At 62.7% G+C, this 25958-nt stretch carries 22 protein-coding genes and 1 pseudogene; 8 read left to right on the forward strand and 15 right to left on the reverse strand.

All coding sequences use genetic code 11. The features are described from left to right. Positions 1-298: 298 nt before the first annotated feature. The 3 genes from VDQ28_RS20135 to VDQ28_RS20145 form a co-directional block, all read right to left on the reverse strand. Positions 299-1234 carry an ornithine cyclodeaminase family protein gene (locus tag VDQ28_RS20135; RefSeq protein ID WP_323037636.1) on the reverse strand — a complete coding sequence of 312 codons (936 nt, stop codon included), beginning with the start codon at positions 1232-1234 and terminating at the stop codon, positions 299-301. A 10-nt stretch (positions 1235-1244) separates the two neighbouring features. Then, positions 1245-2369 carry an alanine racemase gene (locus tag VDQ28_RS20140; RefSeq protein WP_323037637.1) on the reverse strand — a complete coding sequence of 375 codons (1125 nt, stop codon included), beginning with the start codon at positions 2367-2369 and terminating at the stop codon, positions 1245-1247. 167 nt (positions 2370-2536) lie between these two features. Further along, positions 2537-3688 (reverse strand): lytic murein transglycosylase, encoded by a 1152-nt coding sequence (locus VDQ28_RS20145; protein WP_323037638.1) that lies wholly within the window; start codon positions 3686-3688, stop codon positions 2537-2539. 342 nt (positions 3689-4030) lie between these two features. Between VDQ28_RS20145 and VDQ28_RS20150 the strand changes: the two genes are divergently transcribed. Continuing rightward, entirely contained in the window at positions 4031-4273 is a 243-nt protein-coding gene (locus tag VDQ28_RS20150; protein WP_323037639.1) for a hypothetical protein, read from the forward strand. 149 nt (positions 4274-4422) lie between these two features. Further along, on the forward strand, positions 4423-5346 hold the full coding sequence (locus VDQ28_RS20155) for an exonuclease domain-containing protein (protein ID WP_323037640.1): 924 nt from the start codon (positions 4423-4425) through the stop codon (positions 5344-5346). Here the strand turns inward: VDQ28_RS20155 and VDQ28_RS20160 are convergent. Beyond that, positions 5343-6791 carry a 2-isopropylmalate synthase gene (locus VDQ28_RS20160; RefSeq protein ID WP_323037641.1) on the reverse strand — a complete coding sequence of 483 codons (1449 nt, stop codon included), beginning with the start codon at positions 6789-6791 and terminating at the stop codon, positions 5343-5345. The genes VDQ28_RS20155 and VDQ28_RS20160 overlap by 4 nt on opposite strands. A gap of 148 nt (positions 6792-6939) precedes the next feature. Next, positions 6940-8010, reverse strand: a complete 1071-nt coding sequence (gene pheS / locus VDQ28_RS20165) for a phenylalanine--tRNA ligase subunit alpha (RefSeq protein ID WP_323037642.1) — start codon at positions 8008-8010, stop codon at positions 6940-6942. A 141-nt stretch (positions 8011-8151) separates the two neighbouring features. Between pheS and VDQ28_RS20170 the strand changes: the two genes are divergently transcribed. After that, a complete protein-coding gene (locus VDQ28_RS20170) occupies positions 8152-9324 on the forward strand; it encodes a YbfB/YjiJ family MFS transporter (protein ID WP_323037643.1) in 1173 nt (390 codons plus the stop codon). 1173 nt (positions 9325-10497) lie between these two features. Here the strand turns inward: VDQ28_RS20170 and rplT are convergent. The 4 genes and pseudogenes from rplT to pyk all read right to left on the reverse strand — a co-directional run bounded on the left by rplT (position 10498) and on the right by pyk (position 12930). After that, on the reverse strand, positions 10498-10860 hold the full coding sequence (gene rplT / locus VDQ28_RS20175; protein ID WP_323037644.1) for a 50S ribosomal protein L20: 363 nt from the start codon (positions 10858-10860) through the stop codon (positions 10498-10500). A gap of 12 nt (positions 10861-10872) precedes the next feature. Beyond that, positions 10873-11073, reverse strand: coding sequence for a 50S ribosomal protein L35 (gene rpmI, locus VDQ28_RS20180; protein WP_323037645.1), 201 nt, complete (start codon positions 11071-11073; stop codon positions 10873-10875). A gap of 134 nt (positions 11074-11207) precedes the next feature. Further along, entirely contained in the window at positions 11208-11438 is a 231-nt protein-coding gene (locus VDQ28_RS20185; protein ID WP_323037646.1) for a hypothetical protein, read from the reverse strand. 45 nt (positions 11439-11483) lie between these two features. Continuing rightward, a pseudogene (gene pyk / locus VDQ28_RS20190) lies at positions 11484-12930 on the reverse strand (pyruvate kinase). Positions 12931-13121: 191 nt separating this feature from the next. Between pyk and VDQ28_RS20195 the strand changes: the two are divergent. The 3 genes from VDQ28_RS20195 (at position 13122) to VDQ28_RS20205 (ending at position 16679) form a co-directional block, all read left to right on the forward strand. Then, a complete protein-coding gene (locus VDQ28_RS20195; protein ID WP_323037647.1) occupies positions 13122-13436 on the forward strand; it encodes a DUF1244 domain-containing protein in 315 nt (104 codons plus the stop codon). 278 nt (positions 13437-13714) lie between these two features. Continuing rightward, positions 13715-15046: a calcium-binding protein gene (locus VDQ28_RS20200; protein ID WP_323037648.1), complete on the forward strand. Its 1332-nt coding sequence runs from the start codon at positions 13715-13717 to the stop codon at positions 15044-15046. Positions 15047-15305: 259 nt separating this feature from the next. Next, positions 15306-16679: a calcium-binding protein gene (locus tag VDQ28_RS20205; RefSeq protein ID WP_323037649.1), complete on the forward strand. Its 1374-nt coding sequence runs from the start codon at positions 15306-15308 to the stop codon at positions 16677-16679. A gap of 36 nt (positions 16680-16715) precedes the next feature. On the opposite strand, the gene VDQ28_RS20210 is transcribed toward VDQ28_RS20205, so the two are convergent. The 3 genes from VDQ28_RS20210 to dgcN all read right to left on the reverse strand — a co-directional run bounded on the left by VDQ28_RS20210 (position 16716) and on the right by dgcN (position 19678). Continuing rightward, positions 16716-17576: a D-amino-acid transaminase gene (locus VDQ28_RS20210; protein ID WP_323037650.1), complete on the reverse strand. Its 861-nt coding sequence runs from the start codon at positions 17574-17576 to the stop codon at positions 16716-16718. A gap of 65 nt (positions 17577-17641) precedes the next feature. Further along, the gene (dgcA, locus tag VDQ28_RS20215; RefSeq protein WP_323037651.1) at positions 17642-18604 is read right to left on the reverse strand and encodes an N-acetyl-D-Glu racemase DgcA; all 963 of its coding nucleotides are present in this window, start codon (positions 18602-18604) and stop codon (positions 17642-17644) included. 72 nt (positions 18605-18676) lie between these two features. After that, positions 18677-19678 carry an N-acetyltransferase DgcN gene (gene dgcN, locus VDQ28_RS20220; protein WP_323037652.1) on the reverse strand — a complete coding sequence of 334 codons (1002 nt, stop codon included), beginning with the start codon at positions 19676-19678 and terminating at the stop codon, positions 18677-18679. A gap of 269 nt (positions 19679-19947) precedes the next feature. Between dgcN and VDQ28_RS20225 the strand changes: the two genes are divergently transcribed. Next, positions 19948-20907, forward strand: a complete 960-nt coding sequence (locus VDQ28_RS20225) for an L-malyl-CoA/beta-methylmalyl-CoA lyase (protein ID WP_323037653.1) — start codon at positions 19948-19950, stop codon at positions 20905-20907. A gap of 224 nt (positions 20908-21131) precedes the next feature. On the opposite strand, the gene VDQ28_RS20230 is transcribed toward VDQ28_RS20225, so the two are convergent. Then, positions 21132-21734, reverse strand: coding sequence for a GyrI-like domain-containing protein (locus VDQ28_RS20230; protein ID WP_323037654.1), 603 nt, complete (start codon positions 21732-21734; stop codon positions 21132-21134). A gap of 21 nt (positions 21735-21755) precedes the next feature. Next, on the reverse strand, positions 21756-22610 hold the full coding sequence (locus tag VDQ28_RS20235; RefSeq protein ID WP_323037655.1) for an AraC family transcriptional regulator: 855 nt from the start codon (positions 22608-22610) through the stop codon (positions 21756-21758). A gap of 124 nt (positions 22611-22734) precedes the next feature. Here VDQ28_RS20235 and VDQ28_RS20240 point away from each other — a divergent pair, with 124 nt between their 5' ends. Then, positions 22735-24873 carry a DEAD/DEAH box helicase gene (locus tag VDQ28_RS20240; protein ID WP_323037656.1) on the forward strand — a complete coding sequence of 713 codons (2139 nt, stop codon included), beginning with the start codon at positions 22735-22737 and terminating at the stop codon, positions 24871-24873. Between the two features lie 53 nt (positions 24874-24926). On the opposite strand, the gene VDQ28_RS20245 is transcribed toward VDQ28_RS20240, so the two are convergent. Continuing rightward, positions 24927-25913, reverse strand: coding sequence for a D-glycerate dehydrogenase (locus tag VDQ28_RS20245; RefSeq protein ID WP_323037657.1), 987 nt, complete (start codon positions 25911-25913; stop codon positions 24927-24929). Positions 25914-25958: the final 45 nt, after the last annotated feature.

The following is a 25958-nucleotide window of genomic DNA, read 5'->3' on the forward strand; positions in this document are numbered from 1 at the left end:
AGAAGGGTAGGATGTTTGGCGAAAATCCTGCGGATTAAAAGGTCTTTTAAGTATAGCGACTTGAAGTCATCGTGCGTGCAACCGCTGCGCAAAACCCATCCGCGACCGGCGTCGCCGCCTGACGGTTTGGCGGTCCATGCCGCGCAAGTTCGTGGATTTGCAGCGCGTTGAGCGGCCATCGCCCTGCGCGTTGTCACCGATGACAGTCAGGCCAATTCGGCAACCCGAGGATTCCGCTTGACGCACCTGCGCGACAAGTCACGCGATGCTCTGGGCGCGCGACCCGCGTTCGGCGATCCTAACCGTCAAGACGCGTGTTTGCGGCGGTCGCATCCAGGATCGCTTTGGCAATAAAGAGATCCTGCAAGGAAATACCGGAGCTGTCGAAGATCGTGATATCGTCGTCGCTTTGGCGACCATCATCGGCCCCCGTCAGTACAGCGCCAATGGCGGTCAAGGTGCGCCCGGGGTCAGCATGTTGGAATTCGCCGATCCGCGCGGATTGCTCCGGCAAATCGCAAAAAAGCCGCGCGCGGGTGAAAAGTTCTGGCGGCAACTCCTGTTTGCCCAGAGAATCCGACCCCATCGAGGATATATGCGTGCCGGGGCGGACCCAGTCCGCCTTGAACAATGGCTCTGTGGCGGTGGTTGCGGTGACGATGACGTCCGCCGCCCGAACTGCGGGTTCGGCGGCGGCCGTTTCGGCGGGGAATCCTTGCGCCTGTAGCGCTTTGACAAATGCCGCCGCGCGGGAGGGGTCACGACCCACCACCAGCACACGCGACAGAGGACGGATCCGGGCGATCGCCGCGACCTCATACGCCGCTTGATGACCGGTGCCAAACACCGTCAAAACCGCCGCATTTGTGCGTGCAAGCGCGTCGGTGGCAACGGCGTCGGCGGCGGCGGTCCGAAAGCAATTGAGCGCCGACCCCTCGACCACGGCGCCGATTTTGCCCGACGCCTGGTCAATCAACAGGATCGTTGACGCATGGCGCGGCAGGCCCCGCGCATCGTTGGTGGGGAAATAGGCCCCAACCTTGAGCCCGGCAAGATCCGGCCCCGCCGCGGATTTGATCGTGAAACGGTTCTGCGGGTCGCTGGCGTGACCAAGGACCACGGGAAAGATCGCGGCGTCCGGTCCCGTGGCGGCGATGAAGGCGCAGCGCATGGCTTCGAAGGCCAGTTCGGCGGTAACCAATGCAGAGGATTGGGCTTCGGTGACAAAGATCATGGAACGCTCCTTACCAGCCGCCAAACCGGTGCCAGGTTTTCAGTGGGCCACCCGCCGCCGAAAGCACATGGTATCGGTCATATTGCGCGGCGGTCGCACAGGCATGGTTGGGCAGAATGCGCAGCTGTGTGCCGACCGGCAGATCGGGCAGCGGCCCCTTTGCCCCGGAACGCAGCGCAATGATCCCGTGCTCCTGATTTGCGCTGCGCACGATCAGATCACGCAATACGCGCCCTTCGACATCGCAAACCACGCCGTAGCCCTGATCCACATCCATCGTCTGCGTGCCGCGATCACGCGACATTGCCATCCACCCGGCGTCGATCATCACCCATCCCTTTGCCGGTTGGTGCCCGATGACGGTGGTCAAGACACTGAGCGCCAAATCGTCGAGGGTGCAGACCTCAAGCCCCGCCATCACCAGATCAAAGACCATATAGACCCCGGCGCGCAACTCGGTGACACCGGTCAAATCGCGGGCCGCGTGGGCGGTTGGGGTCGAACCGACGCTGACAATCGGACAGGGCAATCCTGCCGCCCGCAACGCGTCGGCCGCCTTGACCGCAGAGCTGCGTTCCAACTCGGCAAATTCGGCATGAGCAGCCGCACCCCGCACCGTGTAACTCTCGCCCGCATGAGTCATCACGCCGCGCAACACGCCCTTGGCCCCAAGGATCTTGCCGATTTCGATCAACGCAGGATCATCCGCCAGACGCCCGCCGCGATGACCGTCGCTGTCGATCTCGATCAGAGCGGGCACCCCGGCCTTTGCAACCGCGCTGGCTTGCTCCGGGCTATCCAGAATCACAACCAGATCGCAACCTTTGGCGCGCAACGCCTGCACGCGCGCCAGCTTTTGCGGCGCGATCCCCACGGCATAAAGGATGTCCGTGAAACCGGCGTCATGGAACACCTCGGCCTCGGCCAGGGTCGAGACCGTGATCGGCGCGCTCACCCCACCACCGAGACGCAGGGCTATCTCGACCGATTTCGCGGTTTTCAGATGCGGCCGCAGCGCAACCCCCAAGCTGCGCGCATGTGCCTCCAATCGCTCGATGTTGCGCATCATCTTGGCCTCATCCAGCAGTAAGGCGGGTGTGGTCAGATCCTCGATACCGGGGTTATTGGCGGGCATGCGGCGGTCCTTTTGGTCATATCGCTTGAGCATAACATCTGTCGTCACGTCACAAAACCAGCTTGCAACAATGACGGTGCCTTGCGGCGCGCGTCAAAGCCACCTGCCGAACGGTCGGGCCTTGGTCCCGTTCTGGTCGCGAGGACGCAGCCACGGCGGGCCCGCAATCAGCGTAGGCTGCGCAGCAGCTCCAGCGACGGCGTTCCGGTAACAGGCAAGCCCCGGCTGGCCTGATAGGCACTGATCGCGGCTTCGGTGTTGCTGCCGATCACGCCATCCGCCCCTTGCGTATCAAAGCCGCGTGCCGTGAGACGTTCCTGCAAGGCGATCCGGTCAGCCTTGGTCATGCCGTTGGCATCGGGCGGAAAACTGGTGCGCAACGGCCCGCCACCACCGATCCGGTCAGCCAGATGCCCGACCCCCAGCGCATAGGCATCCGACGGGTTGTAGCGTTTGATCACGCGGAAATTGTCGGTGACGTTAAAGCGCGGCCCGCCCGCTTGTGGCTGGATCACCCGGCCCGCTGGCCCGGCACCACGAGAGCCGACCTCGCCGCCCCAGGGCAGTCCACGGGTCCAGCCGTGGCGCCTCAGATAATTCGCGGTCGTCGCCAGCGCGTCCGAGGGATCCTCGGACCAGATATCGCGCCGCCCGTCGCCGGTGAAATCCACGGCGTATTCCTGGAATACCGTCGGCATGCATTGCGTGTGGCCCATCGCCCCCGCCCAACTGCCGGTCATGCGTGATGCGCCGATATCGCCATTTTGCACGATGCGCAGCGCCGCCATCAACTCGCGCTCGAAATACCGACCGCGACGCCCCTCAAAGGCCAGCGTCGAGGTTGCCGAGATCACCGGGATCAGCCCCTGCCGCTCGCCAAAATAGCTTTCCAGCCCCCAGATTGCGGTGAGGATTTTCGCATCAACGCCGGTGTCGGCCTCGATGGCGTCCAGCGTGCGGCGATGGCGGGCATAGGCTTGGCGGCCCTTCTCGACGCGTTCGTCCGAGGCCGCGATCGAAAGGTAATCCTCGAGCGTGCGGCGAAACTCGGTCTGGTTGCGGTCACGCGTCACGACGCCGGGCAGGAACCCCGCGCCGCGAAATGCCGTCGAAAGCGTGGATCGCGAAATTCCTTGTGCCTCGGCGCGCGACCGAAAAGACTCAACCCAAGCGTCATACGCTGCGTTTGACACCGGATAGAGGTCAGCAGGCAACTCGTCGGGAGTCGTCGAGCGCGCGGTGCCGGAGGCAATCCGCGAACAGGCCGAAAGGCCGAGGCTGACAAGCCCCAGCCCAAACACGCGTCGATTGACATTCATTGGTCTGCTCACCTCTGCAACTGTTTTTCTTTATGGTGCCGCCTATTTGCGCTGCGCACAATGGGGCAATTCGGATCTTGCCATCGCGTCGGTGCCTGCCCTGCGCAATATCCATGGCGCGACGGCCACGCCAAGGCGCGAATCTTCGAGTTTTGTGCGAGCAGTCCCGAAGTATCGGCCAGAGCCCACATTCAATCGCCAAAACACCGTACGACTGACAATCAGGGTTATGGCGCGTGCCTCATTCGGGTCATGACCCATTGGGTTTCTGTTTGCGGCGTGCTTCAGGCTCGTCATGCAGATTGATCAATGCGACGCCGTTTCCGGCAGGCAGACACTCAGATGGTCCGCCTGCCGGCCTTCTGTCGCAAGCGCCATGGCTCGCCGCGCGTCGATGATTGGCATGTTCTCTTCTGGGTGATCTTCATCAATCGCAAGGGCCTGCCGTGGCGTGATGCGCCCGGGGATCATGGCCGATCAAAGACCCGCGGCAATCGTTGCAGGCAATGGAGTCTTGACCCGCAGGATGAAGGATTGGCCTTTGTGGCGAGCGTTCCAAAGACCGGGATGACACCTTCTCCGTGAACTCGACCCATCCGACGGCGCACCGAGCGGCCCGCAGCCCGTCTGTGAAATAAAGGGGCGACGACCCGCGGAGCGCCCAATGCGACCACATGTTGAAGTCATGCGCTTCTAACGGCACAATGACGCCGGTGATCCAAAGGCGCGAACGCATGCCCAACCCCGACCTCCCGACCCATTCTATCGCGCCGCATTGGCCCGCCGCCTCTGTCGATGCGGTGCTGGACATGGATTTGCGGTTCATTGCGCTGGACGTGGAAACCGCCAATGGCGAGATGTCCAGCATCTGCCAGATTGGCCTTGCCTGTGTGCGCGCAGATGGGCAGATCGCCACGCTTGGGTTTCTGGTCAATCCGCGCGGGGTTTTTGAACAGTTCAACACCCGATTGCATGGCATTGACGCGGCCACCGTGACGAATGCGCCCGATTTTGCCGGGGTGTTTGCCCCCTTGCGCCGGTTGCTGGATGTCACGCCCCTGGTGCAGCACAGTGGGTTCGACAAACGCGCCATGAACGCCGCCTGTCAGCGTTTCGGACTGGAGCCGCTTGGCACGCCTTGGCATGACAGCGTGACCATCGCGCGCCGCGCCTGGCCGCAATTGACGGGCAATGGAGGGCACGGGTTGGCCAGTCTGAAATCCTTCCTGTCACTGGAGTTCGAGCACCACGACGCGGTCGAGGATGCGCGCGCAGCGGCGCAGGTTGTCCTGTGCGCCGAGGCCGAGACGGGGCATCGGTTTGATCTGTTGTCCGGCAGGCCCGCACGGGCCTATGGCAAACAGGTAACACGGGCGGGCAACAAGGACGGGCCGTTTTATGGCCAAGTTGCGTGCATCACCGGCAAGCTCAGCCGCTCTCGCGATGCGGTCGCGACCCTTGCGGCCACGGCCGGGATTCGGGTGGCGGCCAAGGTCAATGCCGATGTCACCCTGCTGGTGATCGCCGACCGGGATCTGGATACACGCGCTGATGAGATCCGCAGCACCAAGCTGCGCGATGCACAGGCCCTGATCGCGCAAGGCCATCGGTTGCGCATCCTGCGCGAGTCCGAGTTTCTGGACCTGATCGGGATCTAGCCGTCGCTGGCCGGTGCCGCGCCGTCGGCGGGGGCTGGCGTGGCATCTGGTTCAACCAAAACGCCATTCTCCCAGCGCCCGGACACCACCTGGCCGGCCGCGTAGCGCAGCGTGCCTTGCCCCACGCGCACGCCGTCAACAAATTCGCCCTCGTACACGTCACCATTCGCATAGGTCGCCGTGCCCGAGCCGTGGATCTGCCCGGCGCGCCATTGCCCGGCATAGGTAAAGCCATCCGCCAGCGTGATCGTGCCCATCCCGTCTCGCTCTCCGGCAACAAACTGGCCCTCGTAGCGCGTCGCATTCGGGTAGATCATGGTCCCGTGCCCTTCGCGGATACCATTGTTGAACGTGCCCGAATAAATGCGCCCGTCGGCATATTCCATCCGGCCTTCGCCATGAGGGCGCCCGGCGCGGAAGCTGCCTTCATAGACCAGATTCTGCGAGATCCGTGCACGCCCCTGACCCTCCATCCGGCCCTCAACCCAAGTGCCGGTGTATCCGGTGCCGTCGGCATAGGTGATCACCCCTTGTCCATCGGGCACACCATCACGGAACTGGCCGTCATAGCGCGTGCCATCGGGGGCGGTCATCACGCCGGTGCCGTCGATACGGTCCGCGACCCAGTCGCCCGTGTAGACATGCCCATCCGCCGAAGTCAGTCGCCCGCGCCCTTGGCGCAAGTCATCGACAAATGCGCCCTCGTAAATGCTGCCATCGGCCAACATCAACCGCCCGACACCCTGCAGCATCCCTTGCTGGAACGTGCCTTCGCGTCGATCCCCCTCGGCCAGCGTCAGGACACCAGCGCCGTGCAACATGCCTTCGGACCATTCGCCGTCATAAATCGTGCCGTCGGGCCGTGTCAGCCGCCCTTCTCCGTGGCGCTGGTCGGCCAGCATGCCGCCGGTATAAACCGAGCCGTCCGGGTAGGTGATCGTGCCCTGCCCCTCGCGCATGCCATGCGCCCACTCACCGTCATAACGCAGCCCACCGGGACGCTCCATCACGCCGGTACCATGCGGCTGGCTGTCGTCGAACGTGCCGGTATAGACCACGCCCGTCACATAGCGCCGGGTGCCTTGGCCCATGATGCGGCCCGCGTCCCAGCTGCCCTCGTAAGACGAGCCATCGGCAAAGACCATGCGCCCCTGCCCGTGCGGGCGACCATCCTCGAACTGACCCTCGTACGCCGAGCCATTCGGGTAGCGCGCCGTGCCAGTGCCGGTGATCTGCCCTTGCACCCACTCGCCGGTGTATTCAAATCCGTTCGGCAAACGATAGGTGCCCTGCCCGTCTTGCAGGCCATCGACAAAAGCGCCCTCGTAGATGCCGCCGTCAGCATATTGCCGCGTGATCACCTCGCCGGTGTCCTGCGCCAAGGCGGGCATCGCGAGGCAGGCCAGGATACTGGCGACAAACACACGGTTGCGAAAGTTGGTCATGCGGAACGGTCCCTATTCGGCTTTGGTCAGCGCGGCCTAAACCTAGTGGAGTGCGGTATGGGCTGGCAAGAGCGGAAGGGGGTGGAATGGCTCACGTTTCCCGGCGCTGGACTATGCCGCGGGACGATCGCATGCCCGAATCCCCCCCTCACCCAGCGTGGATCGTCGGGGCCGCCAGCGGCGAGAAGCCGAAATGCCGAAGCCAGCGCAGATCGCTTTCAAAGAAAGCGCGCAGGTCGGGGATGCCGTATTTCAGCATCGCCATGCGGTCGATGCCCATGCCAAAGGCAAAACCCTGCCATTCATCGGGGTCGATTCCGCCCGCGCGCAGCACATTGGGGTGCATCATGCCAGAGCCCAGCACCTCCATCCAGCCGTCGCCTTCGCCGACGCGCAACTGCCCGCCGACCCACGAACACTGAATATCAACCTCGGCCGAGGGTTCGGTGAAGGGGAAATGCGAGGCGCGGAACCGGGTTTTCACCTTGGTGCCGAAATAAGCACTGAAAAACTCCTCGAGCACCCATTTCAGGTTGGCCATTGAGATATCGCGGCCAATCGCCATGCCCTCGATCTGGTGGAACATCGGCGCATGGGTCATGTCCATGTCCATGCGATACACCCGCCCCGGCGCGATCACCCGGATCGGCGCGCCCTGCTCTTGCATCGCGCGAATTTGCACGGGGCTGGTATGGGTGCGCAGCACATGGGGCGGGCGCGTGTCACCCTCGGCGCGGTGCATGAAGAACGTGTCATGCTCTTGCCGGGCGGGATGTTCGGGCATGATGTTGAGCGCGTCGAAATTATACCAATCGGTCTCGATCTGCGGCCCCTCGGCCACCCGGAACCCCATGTCGGCGAAAATTGCCGTGCATTCCTCGGTCACCTGGCTGACCGGGTGGATCGTGCCGCGCGGGCGGGGGCGGCCCGGCAGGGTCACATCCAGCCACTCGGATTTCAGCCGTTCATCGAGTGCCGCATCGTCCATCGCGATCTTGCGCGCGCGCAGGGCCGTGTCGATCTCATCCCTGAGGCCATTCAACGCCGGACCTGCCACAAGACGCTCCTCGGGCGACATCTTGCCCAACTCGCGCATTTTCAGGCTGATCTCGCCCTTTTTGCCCAAAGCCGCAAGTCGCACCGTCTCCAGCGCCTCAGCGCCCGAAGCCGCCGAAATCTCGCTCAGATATTTCGCCCGAAGATCCTGAATGCCGTCCATGAGCCGCCCGTCCCGTCGTCTGGTCCCGTTTGCGCCGTGGCCTAGACCGAGGCGCGCGCAAATGCAAGCACGAGGGGTGCTTACGGCTTGCCCAGACTGCAATCGCACGGCATCAAGGGCCGACCTGAAACCGGAGCCACCATGACCGCAGCCACCCGCCCCAATCCGTGGCTGATCCTGTTGGGCCTGTCGCTGGGCGTGCTCGTCACCAACGGGTTCGGGCGCTTCGCCTATGGGTTGATCCTGCCGGCGATGCGCGCCGATCTGGGCTGGACCTATGCACAAGCCGGATGGCTGAACACCGCCAACGCGCTGGGCTATATTCTGGGCGCGATCGGCACGATGATCGCCCTGCGCCGGGTCAGCCCAAACCTGCTGTTTGCCATCGGGCTGGTCGGCACGGCGCTGGCGATTCTGGCAACCGGGCTGATCCCGGCGCTGTGGTGGCAAAGCCTGTGGCGGTTCGTGACGGGGTTGACCGGTGCGCTATCCTTCGCCACCGCCGGGGCCTTGGCGGCGCGCCTGTTCGCTGACAACCCCAAGCGCAACGCCCTGGGCATCGCAATCCTGTTCGGCTCTGGCGGCGGGACGGCGATCATGCTGGTCGGGGCCACGCTTCCGCCGCTGCTGGCGACCCAAGGCAATGCCGCCTGGCCCTGGACCTGGGTTCTGGTCGGCAGCCTCAGCCTGCTCTGCGTGCCCCTGGGCCTCTGGGCAGCGCGGGCCTCGCGCGGTCCGTCACACTCGGGCACCGTGATGATGCCCCTGCCGATCCGCCGCATGTTACCCGAGTTGATGGGCTACGCCGGCTTCGGGCTGGGCTATATTGTCTATCTCACGTTTCTCTCCGCCTTTATGGCCGAGCAATCCGCCAGCACCGTGCAAGTCGTGCTGGTCTGGGTGCTGCTGGGGGCTTGCATCACCGTCTCGCCCTTCTTGTGGCGTGGCATCTTCGCCCGCCACCACGGCGGCATCCCGCTGGCGATGGTTCTGACCGGCATTGCGCTGGGCTCGGCTTTGCCGGTGCTGTGGCCGGGGTCTCTGGGGCTGGTGATCTCGGCTTTTGTCTTTGGCGGATCGGTGTTCATGGCCCCACCCGCCATCACCAATTTCTCCCGCAAGAACCTGCCGCCCGACAGCTGGGCCGCCGGGATGAGCCTGTTCACCGTGGTCTTTGCCGTGGCGCAAACTGTCGGGCCCTATGCAGCGGGGTTGCTGGGAGACCTCGCAGGCAGCATTGGCATCAGCCTTCTGGCCGCTGCCGGCGTGCTGCTGTTCGGGGCTGCGGCGGCCCTGTTCCAGCGGCCGCTGTAGGGTGAATCGCCAAAGCGTCTTCCTGATACATCGCCTCTGAGGAAACGGATGCGCGGCGTGCCGCGTCGGGACCGTTGGTCGTTGCAAAACAACATCATCATGGAGATCATATTCGGGTTCCTGGCCGGGGCCCTGCCCCCGTTGCCCCCTGAGTGCCGCCGATCAAGTAGGCCTCCGCGGCCCGCACAGATCGCCATGGCCCACCGCAACCGGGCGGCTAGGCATGTCGCTCAGTTTCAATGCCACTAGACGTTTGAACGTCGCAACCGCATTCGCGCGGATCATGGTGGCTTGGGTTTCATGTTGCTGGCGCCGTCCCTTGGCGCAGGCTTCGCAACGACCACACGCATAGTCGCCTCGCGCGCGCCGATGGCGGGGACTTGCCGGGCGCGGCCTCATTACCCCGCATCGGCCACAACCCGGATCGGGGGCTCTGCAAAAAACGTCAAGCCTTGATGCGCGCCATCCGACCTGTGCCAACCCCATCCTTGGCCCCGCTTTCATCCGCGTCGGACCCAGCCCGTGGCGCGGCAGGTTCCGCCGCATCGAGGTCCGGTCCATCGAAACCCCGCCTTACAGTTCCAGGACCCGCCCAATCTCATCTCCCCCCCCCCCAACCGACGGAACGCCCCAGAACAGACGCGATTTCATCACACCCAGCGCGAATGCCAGCCTGCCCCCCCCCGCGCCACAAAAGCGGATGGGCGCCGCGACACCCTTGGCCGCTTGCAACCCGCGATGAACAACCGCGAACGCATCATTCTGGAGTTCTCCACGACGCGCTGCAGCACCTGTGACCGCAAGCAACGCATGATGGACCAATTGCGCGCCGAGCCCCCCGCTACAACCAGAAGCTGACACAGATCCACATCGATTGAGACCCCTGCGACAACAGCCGACTTGTCACACATTTCAACGTGCCACGCGGCTCAACATTCATCGCCCTCAAGGGCAATCAGGAACGCGGACGCACCGTCGGCGTGACCCCGGTCCCCGATGACGCGGCCGTGAACACCTGATCCGGCTTCATCTTGCCAACAATACTCTGGGGGAGGCCGCGTGCAACGCGGCCGGGGGCAAAGCCCCCATCCCGCCGGGCGGCAAAGCCCGGCTGAAAACGACAAAGGCCGCGCGGAAACCGCGCGGCCTTTTCAATATCACAGGTCGATGCGATCAGGCGATGGCCGCGCGGGCGCGCTCGACGATCTGACCGAAGGCCTCGGGCTCGTGCACCGCCAGATCGGCCAGAACCTTGCGATCCACTTCAATGCCAGCCACGGTCAGCATGTTGATGAAGCGCGAATACGTCAGTTCAGGGTCAATGGCCCGAACCGCCGCGTTGATGCGCTGGATCCACAGAGCGCGGAAGTTGCGCTTGCGCGCCTTGCGGTCGCGGGTCGCATATTGGTTTGCCTTGTCGACGGCCTGGGTCGCCGTGCGGAAATTCCGCGAGCGGGCGCTGTAGTAACCAGCGGCGGCCTTGACGACTTTACGGTGACGGGCGTGGGTGACTTTACCGGATTTAACGCGTGCCATGGGTCAATCTCCTCAGCGATCGTAGGGCATGTAGGACTTGACGATTTTCGCGTCGGCAGCGCAAAGCACCGTGGTGCCGCGTGCGTCGCGAATGAATTTCGTCGTCCGTTTGATCATGCCGTGCCGCTTACCAGCTTGCCCGGCTTTCACGAGGCCAGAGGCCGTCATCTTGAAGCGCTTCTTGGCGCTCGATTTCGTCTTCATCTTGGGCATTTCCGTCTCCTGACTATTTGAGCGGTGAATTCGCACGACTCGGCATGCCACATTGGCCGGTCCCACGGGTTATAGAGGCTGCCGATTACCGCGCTCGCGCCGCAAGCGCAAGACCCAAGCTGCCAATTTGGTGATTATCGCCGCCAGTATCGGCCAATCGTTTGCGCGGCAAGGTCGGGCAACGTGCGCCAGTCATAGCCGCCGCCCGGATGCGTCGTCTGTGCCCAGCCAACCAAGGCCCCGCCGATCACCAGCAGGATCAGCGCCGCCCAGGGACGCCGCCGATCCGCCCAGGCCGAAACCAAGGCCACAAACGCCAGAGGCAGGAACACAAGCCCCACCAGCAACAACAGATCGCGGTCCATGGAGTATCCTAACAGGCTTGGCAGCGTCTGGGCATTTATTTCTGATTATTCACCCTCGGCGCGGTAAATCAAGCGTTCGTCACAGGGTGCCACGCGCAAGATGTTGGTCGTTCCCGGCACGTTGAAGGGCACGCCTGCGGTCACCACGATCTGATCCGTTTCGGTGGCGTATCCGTTTTCACGCGCGGCACGCGCGGCGCTTACCACGGCAGACTTGAAGCGGTCGATCTTGCCCGTCGCAAAGCACCGCACACCCCACACCAGGCACAAACGGCGCAACGTGGTCACCGAGGGGCAAAGCGCCAGAATCGGCACCTGTGGGCGCTCACGCGCCACCTTGATCGCGGTCGTCCCGGATTCGGTAAAGCAGCAGATCGCCTTGATGTCGGCGCTTTCCGCAATCTCGCGCGCCGCCGCCACAATGCCATCCGAAACCTCAGAGCGGTCAACCGTCCGGAACGAGGCGATCAACTGCGTATATGTGCTGTCGCCTTCGACAGAAATGGCCACGCTGTTCATCATGCGCACCGCTTCGACCGGGTAATTGCCAGCCGCGGATTCCGCGGACAACATCACCGCATCCGCCCCTTCATAAATCGCGGTCGCGACGTCTGACACCTCGGCCCGCGTCGGAACCGGGCTTTCGATCATCGATTCCATCATCTGCGTCGCCACGATCACCGGCTTGGCCATTTCCCGCGCACGCCGCACCAGTCGTTTCTGGATCGGCGGCACCGAATGCACCGGCAATTCGACGCCCAGGTCGCCACGCGCGATCATCACGCCATCCGACACCTCGGCAATCGCATCAAAGGCTTTGACAGCTGCCGGCTTTTCGATCTTGGCTAGAATTGCCGCGCGACCGCACGCCAACTCGCGCGCCTCGATGACGTCCTCCGGGCGCTGCACGAAGGACAGGCCCAACCAGTCGACGCCCAACTCGCAGACAAATTCCAGATCTTGGCGGTCCTTGTCCGACAGCGCACGCACCGGAAGCACGACGTCCGGCACGTTCACGCCCTTGCGGTTCGAGATCACGCCACCGACAATCACCGTGCATTCCGCGTGTGTTTCGTCGCACCTGTCGACCTTGAGGCTGATTTTGCCATCATTGACCAACAGGCGTGCACCCGGCTCCAGCGCCGCGAAAATCTCAGGGTGCGGCAGGCAGACGCGTTGGGTATTGCCTTCGGCCGGGTCGAGGTCGAAGCGAAACGCCTGACCTTCCTCCAACTCGACCGCATCATTGGCGAATGTGCCCACCCGCAGTTTTGGCCCCTGCAAATCGGCCAGGATCGCGATCGGGCCGGCCGGTTTCGGCCTCGACGGCGCGAACAATGGCATGGCGCGCCGCGATTTCTGCGTGCGAGCCATGGCTCATGTTCAGACGGAAAACGTCTGCACCCGCCTCGAACAGCGCGCGGATCGTCGCATGGTCCGAGGACGCCGGCCCCAGTGTGGCGACAATCTTGACGTTACGGTTGCGTAGCATTTGCGCGCCTTTCCCTGAGGTTCCCGCACGTCCTATCGCCCAAATCCGGCAAAACAGCAACCTGTGTTTGCAAGAAATGTTACCGCTACCGCCTGAATATGAAGCGCGTTATCGTCAGGCAGCCCCGCGTCACCCCCTTGACCTGTGCCGCGATAAATCCAACCCTGCCCCACCCAATTCAGGAGAGTGACATGGATGCCGAAACCCGCACCCAAATCGAAGCTGCCGCGTTTCGTCGGCTGGTGAAGCATCTGATGGAGGATCGTCCTGACGCGCAAAACATCGACATGATGAACCTCGCCGGGTTTTGCCGGAACTGTCTGAGCCGATGGTATCAAGAGGCCGCCGCCGAGCACGGGACGGAACTTGGCAAAGCCGCCGCCCGCGAAATCGTTTACGGTATGCCCTACGATGACTGGTGCGCCCGCCATCAAACCGAGGCCACGCCGGAGCAGAAAAAGGCCTTCGAGACGGCATTCGCGCAGAACGTTGGCCCCAAGACATAAAACCTGCAATTTCCATCGCCAGCCAGTTCCGTGCCCCGACTGGCCCCGGGGCACGAATCATCTCGCGATTGGCTTGCGGCACCAGACCTCTGTCGCGATGGTTGTTTTTCACCCTGCAACAATACTGGGGCAATTCTCTGCATATTGCAAAGCTCTGCCCCGAATACCACCCCCACTCACACGCTAAAATTGTAATTCCTCACGCGCCGTTGACGCAGCAGTCCGGCTCTGCACTATGAAGTGGGGTGTTGCTTTTCTGTTTGAAATGGTGGGGTAAAATGGCTTTTGTGGGATTGTTGCTGGCGTTGATGCTGGCGTTCGCTTTTGGCAGTGGTGGCAATGATGCCGCCGATGAAACGGATACGATCAACGGAACAGACGGGGACGACACCCTTGACGGGAGTGACGCGGATGATCTGATCAATGGCGGAACCGGAAACGATTTGATTTCAGGATTCGGTGGCGAAGACACGCTGAATGGCGACGACGGCGATGACGTTCTGGACGGCGGCTTTGGCTATGACGTGCTGAATGGCGGCGCAGGGAACGACAGCCTGACGGGTGGCGAAGGCTTTGACACGTTGAACGGCGACGACGGCGATGACCTGCTGACGGGCGGCGCGGGTCGTGACCTATTGGACGGCGGCGCGGGCAATGACAGCCTCTCTGGTGGGGCTTGGGCGGATACGCTGTCGGGCGGGATCGGCGACGACGCGCTCTCGGGCGACGACGGAAATGACCTGATCGACGGCGGCTTTGGCTATGACCTGCTGGCCGGAGGCATGGGCAACGACACCATGACCGGCGGCATCGGCTTTGATACGATGGACGGCGGTGACGGCAATGACGTCATGAACGGCGGTGCGGGTCGCGATTTAATGGATGGCGGCGACGGCGATGACCTGATGCATGGCGGCGACTGGGCCGACACGATGAACGGCGGTGGCGGCGACGACAGTCTGTACGGTGATGCCGGGAATGACATCCTCGACGGAGGCGCGGGCGACGACCGGGTTGATGGTGGCGACGGCAACGACCTGGTGTCCGGTGGCGAGGGCAACGATTCATTGATCGGCCACAGCGGGGACGACACGCTGAACGGTGGTGCCGGCAATGACAGCCTGTTCGGGGATGGCGATTACAACGCAAGCGACGGCCTGGTTGGCGACGATCTGCTGAATGGCGGGGACGGTGAAGACATACTGTTCGGGCGCTACGGGGACGACACGTTGAACGGCGATGTGGGCAATGACACCCTGACCGGCGTCTTCGGGAACAATGTCCTGAATGGCGGCGATGGGGATGATGTGCTCAATGCGGCCCTCGGTGATACACTCACCGGCGGCAGCGGGGCTGACATCTTCAACATCAGAGCCGCAGGCGAGGACGGCGACGGACCGGCGTTGATCACCGATTTTGACCTTGGCGAGGATTCGCTGAATGTGACTGCGATCGTTGATCCTGATGCTTTGGATGAGGCACCGGAGTTGATCTTGCGCGACACGGACGCGGGCCTCGAAGTGGTGGTCAATGGCACCGTGGTCGTGGTCCTTTCCGGTATCACGGTTGCCGATGATCCCAGCATCGACCTGGAAGCCGCAGCAGCGTAGGCGTTTGGCGGACCCTCGCGAAACCGACCGACGCGGCGTCCGAACGGGCGCCGCGTTGCCCTGTACGGCCAGTCTTTCGTACCACCGAATCAGAACAATGACAGCGTTGTTTCGCAATCCGAAACAATGGGGCTATTTCGTGAAGGGAAACGATAGTTGGGAAACTGCCACCGCCACAAAATCCGCCAAGTTTAAGGAATCATTGACTATATTTTCCGCCCCCCCACACACTCGCCATGGTAGAGTAAGGAGTCCCCCAATGGCGTTTCTGTTCCTGTTTCTCGCTGTGGCTTTGGCCATGGCACTCGGTGGTTCCGATGGCAGTGACGACGCCTCGGAGTTGGAGGGCACCGAGGGTGACGACACCCTGTCAGGCACCGACGGCGACGACGTGATGAACGGCTACGGCGGCAACGACCATATGAGCGGCATCGGCGGCAACGACACCGTCGATGGCGGCGCTGGGAATGACACGCTGTTTGGCAATGACGGCGACGACTGGCTTCTGGGCGGCGACGGCAACGATAATCTGTATGGCGGTGCCGGAGACGACACGCTTGAGGGTGGCGGTGGCAATAATGATCTGTACGGCGGTCCCGGAAACGACTTGGTTCAAGGCGGCAATCAGCATGACAACATCTATATTGACAGCGGCAATGACACCGCGCTCGCCGGCGGCGGCGATGACTGGGTGCATCTTGAGGACGGTTTCGAATCGGCCGTGATCGACGGGGGTGCCGGAACGGACGTCTTGTCCGCCTCCATGACGACCAGAGTCGTGGTGGCCAGCGACGGCACCATATCCTTGGAAACCGATTCCGGAGCGCACGCCGAGGCGCAGAATATCGAACGCCTGATCCTCAACGGCGGGTCGGTCGACCTGTCCGAGGCTCCGACGGGGCTGTATGTCACGGTTACGCCCTTTAGTGACGCAGCGATTGATATCCGTGGCAGCGCCCATGCCGACACGCTTGACGGCGGCTGGGGCAACGACAGCATCGACGGTGGCGCTGGCAATGACCTCATCTTTGGCCTTGTTGGCGAGAATACCCTCAGAGGGGGCGATGGCGACGATACGATCAACGGGCAAGGCCAAATCTTTGGCGACGCAGGCGATGACACCATCAACGCGACGTCTGGCCCGTCAACCGTCGACGGCGGCACTGGGAATGATACAATCCAAGGCTATGGTTCGATAGACGGCGGCGACGGGGATGATCTGCTGATCGACTTCGGCGGCGAGACGACACTCTCGGGCGGTGAGGGCAATGATACCCTGATCGGAAATGATGTGTTGGATGGCGGCGATGGCGATGACGCACTGTTGGCGTGGTCAGGTGCCACAATGACGGGCGGCGGCGGGGCGGATTTGTTTGAGGTGACAAACCCCTCACAGGCAGGCGATCCCCCGGTGGAGATCACCGATTTCACGCCGGGTGAAGACCACATTCAAGTGACCTGGCACTATCCCTACCAAGCCCCAGAGCCAGTCTTCACCATGGAAGCCGATATCGAAAACAATGCCGTCAATCTGATCGTTGATGGAGAGATTGTCGCCGTGGTGCAGGGCACCACCACGATTGACCCCGACGATATTGACTTCGTGCCCGAGGAAGCGCTCGGGCCGTATTGACCTTGTGCCCCGGCAAGCTCTCGGGCCGTGCCCCCCTCAGATCGCCGCCTTGCGCACCTCGTCCAGGTAAATCTCACGCAGGCGGGCCGTCACCAGGCCGGGTTTGCCGCCGCCCAGCGCCACACCGTCGATTTCCACGACCGGCATCACAAAGGCACTGGCCGAGGTGATGAACGCCTCATCCGCCAACTGCGCCTCGGCGATGGTAAAGGCGCGCTCCTCGACCTCCATCTGCGCCTCACGCGCAAACCGCAGCACGGCGGCGCGGGTGATCCCGTGCAGGATATCATGCGACAGGTCGCGCGTGATGATCTTGTTGCCCTTGACGATATAGGCGTTGTTCGACGTCCCCTCAGTCACGGCACCATCTTCAACCAGCCACGCGTCATCGCAGCCAGCCTTCTTGGCCATCATCTTGGCCAGCGACGGGTACAGCAGTTGCACCGTCTTGATATCACGCCGCGCCCAGCGCAGATCTTCAACCGAGATCACCTTGATCCCGACCTTAGCCGCCGGAGTATCGGCCAGCCCCGGTTTATTTTGCGTAAACAAAACCACCGTCGGCGGCGTATCGGCGGGCGGAAAGGCGAAATCGCGGTCGCCGGGCGCACCGCGCGTCACCTGCAAATACACAAGCCCGTCCTCGATGCCGTTCTGCGTCACCAGAGCGCGATGGATCTCCAACCACTCCGCGCGGATCAACGGGTTACGAATGTCCAGCGCATCCAGCGAGCGCTGCAACCGCACCGCGTGACCGTCAAAGTCGATCAGCTTGCCGCCCAACACGCTGGTCACCTCGTACACACCATCCGCCATCAAAAAGGCACGGTCAAAAATCGAAACCTTGGCCTGATCTTCGGGCAAATACTCGCCATTGACATAAACGGTGCGGGTCATGAGCTGTTTCTCCTTGGTTTGGGCCGTTCTTCATCGAACCCCGCAAAACGTCAAGAGCCCCGCGATCACCCCCAAAGCGCGGCCTCGGACGGATGCACCCCCGCCTCATCGAAACGCAACGGCGTTTCACGATCCTCGGCCAGCAGCAACGGCCCATCCAGATCGGTGACGGCAACGCCCTGCGCCACCAGAACCGCCGGTGCCATGGCCAAAGACGTGCCAACCATGCAGCCCACCATGACCTCGAACCCGGCATCCCGCGCCGCCTCGCGCAGCGCCAGCGCCTCGGTCAAGCCGCCGGTCTTGTCCAGCTTGATGTTGACCATGTCATATTTGCCCACCAACCCTGCCAAGCTGGCGCGATCATGGCAGCTCTCATCGGCACAAACCGGCAGAGGCCGCGCAATCTCGGCCAGCATCTCATCCTGACCCGCTGGCAGAGGCTGTTCGACCATCGCCACCCCAAGCCGCAGCAAATGCGGGGCCAAATCGCTATAAACCTCGGCGCTCCAGCCCTCGTTCGCATCCACCACGATCCGCGACCTCGGCGCCCCGGCCCGCACCGCTTCCAGCCGCGCCATATCATCCGCCGTGCCCAATTTGATCTTGAGCACCGGCCGATGCGCATGCCGCGCCGCCGCCGCACGCATGTTCTCGGGCGTATCCAGTGACAGGGTGAAACAGGTGATCTCTGGCCCCGGCGCCGCCAATCTCGCAAGCTGCCAGACCCGCTGGCCGGTCGCCTTGGCCTGCAAATCCCACAGTGCACAATCCACCGCATTACGCGCCGCCCCGGCGGGCAAGACCTCTTGCAACGCGCCCCGAGAGATATCGGATGGCAGGGTCGAAATCTGCGCGGCCACCAACTCCAGCGTCTCGTCATAGCGGGCATAAGGCACGCATTCGCCCCACCCTGTCACGCCGTCGCGGGTGATCCGCACGGTCAAGACCTTGGCTTCGGTCCGCGATCCGCGCGAAATGGTAAACACTTCCGCCAATCGAAAGCTCTCGGCCTGAACCGTAATCATCGCGCCTCTTTCATCTTGCCTGAAATACTCATCTGTTTTTTCTGGTGCCGGATATCAGCGCAGAGCACCCGCTCAGACGGCATCCAGCGCGTCAACCAGTTTCCCCGCGCCATAGCGGAACGGATCGGTCGCGGGCAGCCCCATGCGCGCCTCGACCTCGGCCAGATAGATGCGCGCATCTTTATCGCTCATGGCCTGCGTGTTGACCGATACCCCAATCACAACACAGGCCGGGTTCACCACCCGCGCCAAGGTCAGCGACAGGTCGCGCAGCGCCTCGAGGCTGGGCAACGCATAGCCCGGCAAGCCGCGCATGTGGGTCCGCGTCGGCTCGTGACACAGGATCAGCGCGTCGGGCTGCCCGCCGTGGATCAGCGCCATCGTGACCCCGGAATAGCTGATATGGAACAAGCTCCCCTGCCCCTCGATCAGGTCCCAATGGTCCTCTTCATTGTCGGGCGTCAGATATTCGATCGAGCCAGCCATGAAATCGGCAATCACCGCATCCAGAGGCACACCATCGCCGGTAATCAGGATGCCGGTTTGCCCCGTGGCGCGAAAACTGGCCTTCATGCCCCGGGTTTGCATCTCTTTTTCCATGCACAGCGCCGTGTACATCTTGCCAACCGAGCAATCCGTACCCACCGGCAGCACACGCTTGCCGCGCCGCTTCTCGCCATTGGCAATCGGATAGTTGACCGACGGGATACGCACATCGTGCAAGGTCCGGCCTGTCGTGCGGGCAACCGCAGCCAGATCCTCTTCGTCGCGCAGCAGATTGTGCAGGCCGGATGCAAGATCGAAGCCATCCTCCAGCGCCTCGACCAGAAATTTTTTCCACGCATGGCTGATCATGCCGCCCCGGTTCGCAACGCCGATCACAACTGTCTTTGCCCCCAGAGCCTTGGCCTCGATCAAGGTCAGATCAGGCAGGCCCATGTCGGCTTTGCAGCCCTCAAGCCGCAATTGCCCCACGGCAAAGTCCGGGCGCCAATCCTTGATGCCCTGCGCGACCTTGGCCGCCAGTTGATCCGGCGCATCGCCGAGAAACAAGAGATAGGGGGTCTCGATCATCGCTGCATCCTTCGCGCCAGTACAAGGCGCAGATTGCACCAAGCGTCTGCGAATGTCGTGTGGTTTTTGCCCGACATCCCGCCATTCTGTCGCAGGATCTTCGCAGAATTTCGGAATCTCTGAATGCTTCTTGCGCGGCAGATCATGGGGCCACCCACGCTGCATCGCAACACCGCCACCGCGCAGGTGCAGAAAATACCTTGCATCCCTGCGCGCAAGATAATATCCAAGCCGCCAATCGCCACGCAATTTCCTTACCATAGGTCCGCATGTCCTTTCGCATTCAACCCCCCGCCCCCGCCCGTCCCAATCGCTGCCAGTTGTTCGGGCCCGGATCGCGAACCGCTTTGTTCGAAAAAATGGCGGTGTCGGCGGCGGATGTGATCAATCTCGACCTCGAGGATTCCGTGGCACCGTCGGACAAGGACAGTGCGCGCCAGAACATCATTCAGGCGACCCATGATATCGACTGGAACACCAAATATCTGTCGGTGCGTATCAATGGGCTGGACACGCCCTATTGGTATCGCGACGTGGTGGATCTGTTGGAAAACGCCAGTGACCGGCTGGATCAGATCATGATCCCCAAGGTTGGTTGCGCCGCTGACGTCTACGCCGTCGACGCCCTGGTCACCGCAATTGAGCGCGCCAAGGGCCGCACCAAGCCGATCAGCCTTGAGGTGATCATTGAATCCGCCGCCGGCCTCGCGCATGTCGAAGAGATCGCCGCGTCCAGTCCGCGCCTGCAAGCCATGAGCCTTGGCGCCGCGGACTTTGCCGCCTCGATGGGGATGCAAACCACTGGTATCGGCGGCACGCAGGAAAACTACTACATGCTGCGCGACGGGGTGCAGCATTGGTCGGACCCCTGGCATTGGGCGCAAGCCGCAATCGTTGCCGCCTGCCGCACGCATGGTGTGTTGCCCGTCGATGGCCCGTTTGGCGATTTCAGCGACGACGAGGGGTTCCGCGCGCAGGCGCGTCGCTCGGCCACCTTGGGTATGGTCGGAAAATGGGCGATCCACCCCAAGCAGATCGCCTTGTCCAATGAGGTTTTCACCCCATCCGAGGCCGCCGTTGCCGAAGCCCGCGAGATCCTCGCAGCGATGGACGAGGCCAAAGCGCGCGGCGAAGGGGCCACCGTGTACAAAGGTCGGCTGGTCGATATTGCCTCGATCAAACAGGCCGAAGTGATCGTCAAACAATCCGAGATGATCGCCGGACACTGACCCAGAGATACGAGACCGGGCGGAGGAGGAGCCCCCGGATTTCGGAGGAGCGCGCGCGTCAGAGATCTCTGGCGCGCGCATTATTTTGTCAGACATTCCTCCCGAGTGACCGGCTTGCAGGACATGCCGGTAACCCTCGAGTATGATCCGAATCTTGGAAAACTTGTAGATCGGGCAAGGAAAAACGTAGAATTCAGGTTGTGAAAGTTGAGATTCTTCAAGTCTTACATCGGCCGAACTGGCTGGCGCAGCAGGGTCTTGAGTTTCTCGGGCGGGACCCTCCTTGGGTCGGACAGATAAATCTCGTGATGCAGACCGTGCAGCCTTAGCCCTTGTTTGGGTGCTTCGTCATGTATCCGCGCGATCAGCGGCGCCTCGTCGGCATAGGGGCCGATGTGCAGCGCCTGCAAACACGCGCCCTCTTCCAAGGTCAGCAACCGCAAGGCACCCAAAGAGTGCCGTGTCGCAGGCTTGTCCTTGCGCTTCGTCACGGCGGCGGCGCGCAGCGGTTCCAAGACCTCTTGGCCCAGCCACGAGGGCGCACGGATCATCATCGTCCAGCGCCATTCTTCGCGCCGCGCTTCGGAAAACGCAGCGTAATCGTCGGCCCACCATAGCCCTTCCAACGGGCCCACTTTCTCGTCATGGCCCAGTGTCTTGCCGTGAAACCGCGCGCCATATGCAACGGCGTAGAGCGCCTCAACCGCACCCGCATAACCATCCGAGCCCGGCGCGCCCTGCCCGTCCACCGCGAAATAGGTCATGGTCGGCACGTCGATCTTGTCGATCTGCCCGGCCTTTCCGCTCAACAAAGCGTCTTTTACCATGCGTCTCTCCTTGTCTGACCCTCACATGCCCGCCGCCGATAACGGCAAGTAAATGTCGGTGATCAGGTCTTCGGGAGCAGCCTGCGTCGGCGAGTTCACATAAAGCTCATAATGCGGCTCATCACGCGGCGTTTCCCCGCTTTGCACCAACCAAGTGCCAAAAAGCCACGTGTAAGCTTTGGATAAACCACTATACGGCCCAGTCACGCGCATCACAGCATACCGCCCGGCGGCTAGCTCTTGTGACAAAAGGCCCTCGGGCGCGGTTACGCCATCCGCAAACGTCACCGCCGCCATGCCGCGTAGCTTTGCCGGCGGCACAATTGCCGGGTCATCAAGATAAATCGCCACCATCCCGCGCACCTGCGGCCATAGCCCCGCCTTGCCGATGACGGCAGAAACCCGTTCAAATGCCTGACCTATCTGCGGATAGGGGCCTTGATGGCGCAGGCCATGAACGGATCGGGATGGCTGCTCGGAAATCGTGACGGGGTACATTTTGGGGTCTCCTGGTTTGAAGGCGAGGTAGAGTGGCAGCGCCAGATCAACGGGGTCGCGGCGAAATTGTGACGGGGTTTGCCCGAAGGCCGCCCGAAACGCGCGGCTGAAGCTGCCGGGATTGGGGTAACCATGCGCGCGCCCAACCTCGGCCACCGACGCGTTGCCGCGCCGCAGCGCCATCGCTGCGCGCTTCAGGCGGATGCGCCGCACAGCTTCAGCCACAGTCTCGCCGCTCATCGCGGTGAACACCCGATGAAAATGGAAACGCGACAGCGCCGCCGTGTCTGCCAGATCGTCCAACGAGTGATCCGCCGCCGGGTTTGTATGGATCGCCGCGTGCACACGCTGAATTCTGTTGTGGTAGTTTTCGTCCATATAGACCCCCATCTACCCGGTTCTTGCATAGCAGCACTTCGCAAGTCTTGCCATTCTGCCCCTATACACAGACGGTTTGCGGGGGTATGGGGGCTGCTTGACACATTTTTCCCCGGATTCCACCATGACCTCCCCTTTTTCGTCCCTGCCCGCACCTTTGTCGCAGGCTCTTGCCGACAAGGGGTATGAATCTTTAACGCCCGTTCAGGCCGCTGTTCTCGATCCTGAGCTGCGGGGCAAGGACCTGTTGGTCTCGGCGCAAACCGGGTCTGGCAAGACTGTCGCCTTTGGCGTCGCGATGGCCACGGATTTGTTGCTGTCAGGCGACATGCTGCCGCCGCCTGACTCGCCACGCGCGCTGGTGATCGCCCCAACCCGAGAATTGGCGTTGCAGGTCCGGCGCGAGTTCGAGTGGCTCTGGGGCAAAGCCGGGGCCGTTCTGGCCAGTTGCGTCGGCGGCATGGATGTGCGCACCGAAGCACGGGCGCTGGATCGTGGCGCGCATATCGTCGTCGGCACGCCCGGTCGTTTGCGCGATCATATCGAGCGTGGCCGGATCGACCTGTCGCAGGTGCAAGCCGTCACGCTGGACGAAGCCGACGAGATGCTCGACCTTGGCTTTCGCGAAGATCTTGAGTTCATCCTCAAAGCCCTGCCCGAGGAACGCCGCACGCTGCTGTTCTCAGCCACCGTCCCGAAAGAAATCGAGAAACTGGCCCGCACTTTCCAGCGCGACGCCCAGCGCATTGCCACGGGATCGACCAAAGAGGCCCACGCCGATATCTCGTATCGCGCCCTGACGGTCACGCCGCAGGACACCGAAAATGCCATCGTCAACCTGCTGCGCTTTTATGAAGCGCGCAATGCGCTGGTGTTCCGCAAAACCCGCGTCGCGGTGAACCACCTGACTGCGCGGCTGTTGAACCGTGGGTTCTCGGTTGTGCCGCTGTCGGGCGAATTGGCACAAGAAGAACGCGCACGCGCGCTTCAGGCAATGCGCGACGGTCGCGCCCGTGTTTGCGTGGCGACCGACGTGGCGGCGCGCGGTATCGACTTGCCCGGTCTGGAACTGGTGATCCATGCCGATGTGCCATCAAACCCGGACACGTTGCTGCACCGCTCTGGCCGCACCGGCCGCGCGGGCAACAAGGGCGTCAGCGCTCTGATCGTGCCGATGTCCGCACGCCGCAAGACCGAGCGTCTGTTGGCCACCGCCAAACTGACCGCCGAATGGGGCCCGGCGCCCTCTGCTGCCGACGTCAGCGCGCGCGACACCGAGCGTCTGTTGAGTGACGAGGCGCTGACCAAAGTCGAAGACCAAGATGAATTGGCGATGCTGGACCAGTTGACCGAGAAATTCTCGCAGCGTGAATTGGCGGCGGGTGTGTTGCGGCTCTATTTCGCTGCGCGGTCGGCCCCAGAGGATGTGACGCAAATCACCGCCGATTCGCCAAAGCCCCGGGTTCACGCCGAATTCGGCGACAGCTTCTGGCTGCGTCTGTCCACCGGCCGTGACAATCAGGCCGAGCCGCGCTGGCTGTTGCCGATGATGTGCCGGGTTGGAAACCTGACCAAGGATGACATCGGTGCCATTCGGATCTTTGACGATCACACCTTCATTCAGTTGAAGGAGACCAGCCGTGCACGATTCACCGCCGCGATGGGCACGCCGATGCAGCTGGAGCAAGACATTGCCGTCAGCTATTCCGACGCTCCGGCAGGCGGCGGCGATCGTCCGGCCCCCCGCGGACCGCGCCCCGATGGCGACCGTAAAAGCCCGCCGCGCAAATTCGACGGGGACAAGCCACGTCACAAGGCCGACGACCGCGAAAAGCCAGCCTATACGCCGCGGCCGCCGCGCGGTGACGAAACGCCTGCGCCCAGCGCACGGCCACCGCGCCCGGCAAAGCCCGCCTATGCCAAGGCATCCGAGGGCGCAGCCCCGGCGCGCAAGCCCTACGCCCCGCGCGACGGCGCCCCGGCACGCAAGGATTACGGAAGCGACGACCGCAAAGGTCCGGCAAAACCTCGCGGCGACAAACCATTTGGCAAGCCACGCGCCGACCGCCCGACCGATGCAAAACCAGCGCGCCCCCGGGCTGCTCCGGTAGATGCCAGCAATCCCTCGGCGCGGATGGACGGCGCAAAGAGCCGCAAACCCGCCGGAAAATTCGCCGGAAAACCGGGCGGTAAGCCGGGTGCAAAACCGGGCAAACCTCGGACCTTTGGTGCCGACAGCCGGCCACCGCGGCCAAAACGCTGACCCCGCGGCACAGCGATAAAAAAAAAAGGGGGACAATCGCCCCCCTTTTCGCGTTACATCATGCCCGGCAAAACCTGATCGGGCGGCCGATGCCCGTCCGCGAACGTTTTGATGTTCAGGATGACTTTCTCGCCCATCTCGACACGGCCCTCCAGAGTTGCCGACCCCATATGCGGCAGCAACACCACGTTCTTCAGTTCGCGCAACCGTGGGTTCACCTCGTGACCGCGCTCGAACACATCCAGTCCGGCCCCGCCGATTTCACCCGCGCGCAGGCCACGCGTCAGGGCATTCTCGTCGATGACTTCGCCGCGCGAGGTGTTGATGATCACCGCACCCGGCTTCAACAGTTTGAGGCGGCGCGCGTTCATCAGATGGAAGGTCGAGGGCGTATGCGGGCAGTTGATGGAAATCACGTCCATCCGCGCGACCATCTGATCCAGGCTTTCCCAGAAGGTTGCCTCAAGCGGCTCTTCGACATCCGGGCGTAGGCGTTTGCGGTTGTGATAGTGGATCTGCATACCAAACGCCCGCGCACGCCGTGCAACGGCCTGGCCGATGCGCCCCATGCCCAGAATGCCCAACCGCTTGCCGCCAATCCGACCACCCAGATGCGCCATCGGCGACCAGCCACCCCAGTTGCCCGCCTGCATCTCGCTCAGGCCTTCGGGGATTTTACGCGTCACCGACAACATCAGTGCCATGGCCATATCGGCCGTATCTTCCGTGACCACGCCGGGCGTGTTCGACACCAGCACCCCGCGCTGGCGGGCCGAGGTCACGTCTATATGGTCAATGCCCGCACCATAATTGGCGATCAATTTCAACCGGTCACCGGCTTGCGCCAACATCTGCGCATCAATCTGATCGGTCACACAGGGTACGAGCACATCCGCACGTTTCATCAGGTCGACCAGCTCATCACGGGTCAATTTCGTATCGACATCACGAAGTTCGACGTCGAACAATTCCTTCAACCGGGTCTCGACCGGGTCGGGCAGGCGTCGTGTCACGACAACACTCAGGCGTTTGGGGGCCATGGAAACCTCCTTGGGTCTTTCAAAACGGGCCGCATGGTGGCAAAG

Source organism: Pararhodobacter sp., from assembly GCF_034676545.1.
In the GTDB taxonomy this organism is placed as follows: Bacteria; Pseudomonadota; Alphaproteobacteria; order Rhodobacterales; family Rhodobacteraceae; genus Pararhodobacter.

Coding starts and splice junctions, on each gene's coding strand:
- VDQ28_RS20200 (WP_323037648.1), top strand. CDS start 13,715: ATGGCTTTTGTGGGATTGTTGCTGGCGTTGATGCTGGCGTTCGCTTTT.
- pheS (WP_323037642.1), bottom strand. CDS start 8,010: ATGGACGGCATTCAGGATCTTCGGGCGAAATATCTGAGCGAGATTTCG.
- VDQ28_RS20155 (WP_323037640.1), top strand. CDS start 4,423: ATGCCCAACCCCGACCTCCCGACCCATTCTATCGCGCCGCATTGGCCC.
- VDQ28_RS20195 (WP_323037647.1), top strand. CDS start 13,122: ATGGATGCCGAAACCCGCACCCAAATCGAAGCTGCCGCGTTTCGTCGG.
- VDQ28_RS20145 (WP_323037638.1), bottom strand. CDS start 3,688: ATGAATGTCAATCGACGCGTGTTTGGGCTGGGGCTTGTCAGCCTCGGC.
- VDQ28_RS20210 (WP_323037650.1), bottom strand. CDS start 17,576: ATGACCCGCACCGTTTATGTCAATGGCGAGTATTTGCCCGAAGATCAG.
- VDQ28_RS20140 (WP_323037637.1), bottom strand. CDS start 2,369: ATGCCCGCCAATAACCCCGGTATCGAGGATCTGACCACACCCGCCTTA.
- dgcN (WP_323037652.1), bottom strand. CDS start 19,678: ATGATCGAGACCCCCTATCTCTTGTTTCTCGGCGATGCGCCGGATCAA.
- VDQ28_RS20170 (WP_323037643.1), top strand. CDS start 8,152: ATGACCGCAGCCACCCGCCCCAATCCGTGGCTGATCCTGTTGGGCCTG.
- VDQ28_RS20245 (WP_323037657.1), bottom strand. CDS start 25,913: ATGGCCCCCAAACGCCTGAGTGTTGTCGTGACACGACGCCTGCCCGAC.
- VDQ28_RS20225 (WP_323037653.1), top strand. CDS start 19,948: ATGTCCTTTCGCATTCAACCCCCCGCCCCCGCCCGTCCCAATCGCTGC.
- dgcA (WP_323037651.1), bottom strand. CDS start 18,604: ATGATTACGGTTCAGGCCGAGAGCTTTCGATTGGCGGAAGTGTTTACC.
- VDQ28_RS20160 (WP_323037641.1), bottom strand. CDS start 6,791: ATGACCAACTTTCGCAACCGTGTGTTTGTCGCCAGTATCCTGGCCTGC.
- VDQ28_RS20235 (WP_323037655.1), bottom strand. CDS start 22,610: ATGGACGAAAACTACCACAACAGAATTCAGCGTGTGCACGCGGCGATC.
- VDQ28_RS20205 (WP_323037649.1), top strand. CDS start 15,306: ATGGCGTTTCTGTTCCTGTTTCTCGCTGTGGCTTTGGCCATGGCACTC.
- VDQ28_RS20150 (WP_323037639.1), top strand. CDS start 4,031: ATGGTCCGCCTGCCGGCCTTCTGTCGCAAGCGCCATGGCTCGCCGCGC.
- rplT (WP_323037644.1), bottom strand. CDS start 10,860: ATGGCACGCGTTAAATCCGGTAAAGTCACCCACGCCCGTCACCGTAAA.
- VDQ28_RS20135 (WP_323037636.1), bottom strand. CDS start 1,234: ATGATCTTTGTCACCGAAGCCCAATCCTCTGCATTGGTTACCGCCGAA.
- VDQ28_RS20185 (WP_323037646.1), bottom strand. CDS start 11,438: ATGGACCGCGATCTGTTGTTGCTGGTGGGGCTTGTGTTCCTGCCTCTG.
- rpmI (WP_323037645.1), bottom strand. CDS start 11,073: ATGCCCAAGATGAAGACGAAATCGAGCGCCAAGAAGCGCTTCAAGATG.
- VDQ28_RS20230 (WP_323037654.1), bottom strand. CDS start 21,734: ATGGTAAAAGACGCTTTGTTGAGCGGAAAGGCCGGGCAGATCGACAAG.
- VDQ28_RS20240 (WP_323037656.1), top strand. CDS start 22,735: ATGACCTCCCCTTTTTCGTCCCTGCCCGCACCTTTGTCGCAGGCTCTT.